Source organism: Streptococcus sp. 1449 (genome assembly GCF_013276805.1).
Taxonomy (GTDB): domain Bacteria; phylum Bacillota; class Bacilli; order Lactobacillales; family Streptococcaceae; genus Streptococcus; species Streptococcus pseudopneumoniae.
On sequence record NZ_VMLS01000064.1, the window covers coordinates 1 to 4,674 of the forward strand.

At 38.3% G+C, this 4,674-nt stretch carries 4 protein-coding genes; 1 reads left to right on the forward strand and 3 read right to left on the reverse strand.

Going from position 1 to position 4,674, the window contains the following annotated elements; all coding sequences use genetic code 11:
• Positions 1–201: 201 nt before the first annotated feature.
• Positions 202–489, reverse strand: a complete 288-nt coding sequence (locus tag HT687_RS09910) for a hypothetical protein (protein WP_078373521.1) — start codon at positions 487–489, stop codon at positions 202–204.
• A gap of 64 nt (positions 490–553) precedes the next feature.
• Here HT687_RS09910 and HT687_RS09915 point away from each other — a divergent pair, with 64 nt between their 5' ends.
• Positions 554–1,012 (forward strand): hypothetical protein, encoded by a 459-nt coding sequence (locus HT687_RS09915; RefSeq protein WP_000733562.1) that lies wholly within the window; start codon positions 554–556, stop codon positions 1,010–1,012.
• Positions 1,013–1,185: 173 nt separating this feature from the next.
• On the opposite strand, the gene HT687_RS09920 is transcribed toward HT687_RS09915, so the two are convergent.
• Positions 1,186–1,995, reverse strand: coding sequence for a replication initiation protein (locus HT687_RS09920; protein ID WP_000715517.1), 810 nt, complete (start codon positions 1,993–1,995; stop codon positions 1,186–1,188).
• 976 nt (positions 1,996–2,971) lie between these two features.
• Positions 2,972–4,474, reverse strand: a complete 1,503-nt coding sequence (mobV, locus tag HT687_RS09925; protein WP_023937738.1) for a MobV family relaxase — start codon at positions 4,472–4,474, stop codon at positions 2,972–2,974.
• Positions 4,475–4,674: the final 200 nt, after the last annotated feature.

A 4,674-nucleotide genomic window follows, 5' to 3' on the forward strand; every position in this document is an offset into this window, starting at 1 on the left:
CTTTATGCCAGGGAGAACTACAAAAAAAGCCCTCGAATCGCAAGGGCATTTTTTGAAAAATTGGGCGGCTTCGCTATTGTCCGACCAAAAAATCAAAGTAAACATAGTTGAGAAAATTATCTCCATAGGAAACATTGATACTATCAACTCCACACATCCTACATAGACAGTTTCCATTATATTTTTTAATATTCTTCAAAACTATATCTTATACAAATTATTTAATCTTTCTAACTCTAATACATTCATACATACTTCTACTCCAGTAACTCCCCCCTTACTATGAATAACCCCACAAGAAAACACAATCCTCTCCTTACTCAAAATATTTGACAACACTACTAATGATTCTAAAATATAATCCTTTATAATAATAAAACTATTATTTTCATCCTTAGCAAACTCTATAAATCCAATATCCTTACACCTATCACCAAGATGAAACCTAAGTGATTTCAAAAAATAATCAAAAAAAACATCACCCTTCATAGAAAACCCTTTCATTTTTAAAAATATTCTGATATAATCATACAAAAAATAAAGGAGAACTACCATGAAAAAACTTATTTTATTTATAACTACCTTTCTCACTCTTCTTTCATTTACTGTTACAACATATGCCGAAACTCCAAAAGCAAACCAAATCACCCCATATTCTACTGCAACTGGAAATGGTGGAGTTTCCAAAATAGAAATTTATGATAACCGAAGTAGAGCATGGTGGTACGCACGACCTTATACTAAAAGCTCTTATCAATTCTCTGGAGGAGTTCGTATTACATTAACAAATGGCCGTACCTTATATTACCCGGTAAGCGGTCAAGGTAGGGCAGGACAATCAGTTAGTGGTTCAATATATGTAAGCGGAAAAATAAAAAGAGTAACTTTTACAGGTGTAGCTTACGGCCCTGGTGGAATACAAATAGCACTTCCTCAATCAGAAACAAATAATTACAGTAGTGGTGGTTCAGGGATGAGCATACCGAACCCTGAAATTCTATACGAAGAATAATTCACTAACAAGAAAGAGACTGGGACAATTTTGTCCCAGTCTCTTTAAATTTCATCAACATCGAGCTGCTTTTTCATCTCAATAGCATCTTTTTACTCATAAATTAGATATAAACAAGTGTTTTCCATGACAGTTACAACCATTTGAACCATACTTAGATTTTTGAACAGTGCTTAATCTAAAAAATCATAAATATCTGTCTGTCGACTTCTTTCTTCAGCTTGCTTGATTATCTCTGCAGTTGGTACTTGTCGATTATCAGTAATCTGCATTTCATAGCCTATGACCTTTCGGCCATTTTTAACTACGTTTAGATAAACATCTACCCCTAATTTTTTCTCTAGCTCTTCTGCCCCAACTTTCAGACAGTTCCTTGCAAAGATTGCAGGGGGCATTCTTCTCTCTTCCCCTAAAAACCAATCTTGCCAATCGTCTAAATCTCCTTGAATGGTTGTGACACGTTGATTTTTAAAGCGATTTGCTTCCCACAATTTCATCAAAATAATGGCATACTTTGATTTGATTTGAGCTAACTCTGCCAATTTGAACGAGAAGAACTGGCTACGTAAAGCAAATACGTAAGGCGCAGCATCTTCTGAAAAGATAAATTCCACTTCGCCATTAGCTAAGAATTTAATTTTTCTAAATAACTGGGTCATCAATATCCCTTTAACGCCATTCTCAACGATTGGCAGATATAACGCAGTGTTTTCGTTTAGGGCTTTAAAGCCACGTGCCACACGCTCATAGTTTTTCCCTGAAGCGTTCAATCCAAAGTGCTTCAGCACCTCTTTTGCATTTGTCGTAAATGTATCTGTTGCAGTGCTTTCTTTGGTCACATAGCTAAAACAATAGTCCAGTAGCTTATGTTCAAAGGCTTTTAAATTCCCAAAGGCTTTGGCTAGGTCATTCGCTTGTACTACTAGATAATCTTGTCTAGACATCAAGCCCTCAAACGCATTTTCTGACTTCCCTTTTTTCATGGCTTAACCTCACGTACTTTTTTGTCATAAATGATTATATAATATTACATGACAAACTTCAAGTAATTTATTACTTTTTTGTCATGTATCACGTACTTTTTTGTCATGTATCACGTACTTTTTTGTCATGTATCACGTACTTTTTTGTCATGTATCACGTACTTTTTTGTCACTTATCTCCTCGCAAACCCTTGATAATACTGACTTTTTGACACCCCCAAAGTATATATAAAGTAAGTTATAAAGTAAGTATGAAAGTAACTCCTTTAGAAAAAATCCTTCATTTTTTTTTAATTTTTCAAAAAAAAAGACCCTATCGGGCCAATCTCTTAAAAATGCATCCGGGGTCTTTACAGCTCGAAGCTGAAGGCAGTCCCACACCCGACACAAAATAGTGCCCTTTGAGCTATCCGTTTCCAGTTGCCCGACCTATAAAGAGATTCACGCCACCGACCGTATCGCTGAGGCGCCTCAATTTGATTATATCACAAATGTCTATTTTTGACACCCATTATAAAACTATGTTATAATTTAATCAACAACAAGAGTAGTGAGTTCATCACGCTAAACGAAAAGCACCCTGTCCGCCAAGACTTAGGGTGCTTTTTTGCGCTAGCTACAACACACTAGCGTTCGTGAAAAGTGACACTATTTCTCGTTGTCATCGAAGCGCTTTTCAATCCACTTCATCCCATAGGCTTTCCCCAACTCGTACGCTAAGGGCAACACTACTCGGACAACAACAAGAAGAGTAATGAGTTCTAACAAGCTAAACACCTCCTTTCGAAGGCTTAGTGCCAGAATATTGCTATTATACCATGTCCGCTTGCTTTATTCCATGGTCTATTTGACAACAAGGAACCTAGGTCGTTAGTCTTTGGTTTGTCGGTCAGCTGAACAAAGTTCAGACTGAACCGCCTTAACCAGTCTAACTTGACCTAGCTTATTGTCAAATAGCTTTCACGGCATAAATCGCTCAGATACTCCGCCCTTTTGTAGGCTCATGTCTTTTCCTAGACAGTTCTCGTGTCTCTCTTAAGTTTTCTAAACGCTTATTGAGGCTGGTTACTTCTTTTTCTGTTATGACTTCAGAAAGGTCATCTAAGAGATTTTTAGAAACTTTCAACTCCCTGTTTTCTAGCTTTAATGCTTTGTTTTCAGTCTCTAATTGCTGATTTTTCCATTCTGCATGAGATAGGCTATTTTCAAGCCTACTCTTTGCTTCTTTCATGCCTGCTAGTGCATTTCTAAGTAACTCATTTTGATTGACCGCCTGCTCCAGCTTCTCTACAACATCAGACACAAACGTCTTCAGTCGTCCAACAAAATCCGAAGTAAAATTAAAGCCATCGCCAAACAGTTTAGGAGTAGCATTTTCTAATTCTTCCTGCAACTCTTTGGCAACTCGACGTCTATCTAAATCTCTATACGAAATTTTCGATAAGTTACTTGATTGTTCCACCAAAAGTTGCGTTTTTTCTCTATGAGCTCTCTCCAGACGAACCACATCATCGCTCAGACGCTTAGAATCGCTTTTTAACCCCTTTATTTCCTCCTGACGACTATTTACCTCAGAATTTAACTCAGATAGCTCTGAGAGCCTCTCAGAAGCCTCAGAATCGATTTTACCGTATTCGTCAATCTTTTTCTCAAGGACACCCTCTAAACGTCCTAAATCTGCCCTTAAATCGTTTCTATGAGTGTCTAGCCATTTGAAACGCTCTTCCAACGTCGCTTCTCGGATGTTAAATGTCACGTCTGAATCTGCAAACAAAGAACCTATGTCCTCATAATCTTGAATTTCTGACATTGTTGCAGGTCTACGTTCTTCCGTATGCCAATATTTTGGCGCTCCTAAATCTAGCAATTCCTGATTAAGAGCTTCACGCCCCATTTTTTCCTTGTAGTCCGCCACACTCAAATGCTGTTCTTTGCTATCTCGCTTTCCACGTTGCAACTCAAAACCATGCTCATTCATGTACTTTGGCAAATCTTCCTGAATATGCTTTAGCTCCTCACGGTTAAACATAACCTTTGATGACAGCTTACCATTTCTCATTGGCACAATCCCTAAGTGCATGTGTGGGGTACTCTCATCAAGATGTACACTGGCATAAGCAACGTTGGTTTCTCCGTAATTCTCCGCGAAGTAGTTTTTAGCCGTTTCAAAAAATTTTCTCGTCTGCTCCTGGCCCAACTTTTCAAAAAAATCTTTATCTGACGTAATAATCCATTCATCACACAAAACAGCGTCTTTCCGTATCCCACGTTTAGAACTCTTGTTCTCGTTCACATAGTCCTTAATTTGCCGTTCATACGACACAGAGCGGTCACGATCCGTCAACTCATAGTTGAGGTGTGACCTGCTCGTGTCGATGTCTTTGTTTGAGTGCTTTTCAAAAATCCGTTCATTGTGCTTATATGCGCCACCCAAATTCCCAACTTTCATTTTCTGCATTCTCGCAACCATGTAGCTCATAACTTTTACCTCCTCAGGTGGGTCATTCGAGTAGCGAATGACAGACGAGCCGGCAAGCCTATTGCTCGTCTATTGTGATAACATTCTAGCTAGAATTTTAGCACAAATTTCGGCTAACTTCCATGTAAAGTATAACGCACTATACTTTACTTCGTAAAAGTGCGTTCTCCGAAGGCTCTTGCAGAGAGCTAGTCCGCCCA

Coding starts and splice junctions, on each gene's coding strand:
- HT687_RS09910 (WP_078373521.1), bottom strand. CDS start 489: ATGAAGGGTGATGTTTTTTTTGATTATTTTTTGAAATCACTTAGGTTT.
- HT687_RS09915 (WP_000733562.1), top strand. CDS start 554: ATGAAAAAACTTATTTTATTTATAACTACCTTTCTCACTCTTCTTTCA.
- HT687_RS09920 (WP_000715517.1), bottom strand. CDS start 1,995: ATGAAAAAAGGGAAGTCAGAAAATGCGTTTGAGGGCTTGATGTCTAGA.
- mobV (WP_023937738.1), bottom strand. CDS start 4,474: ATGAGCTACATGGTTGCGAGAATGCAGAAAATGAAAGTTGGGAATTTG.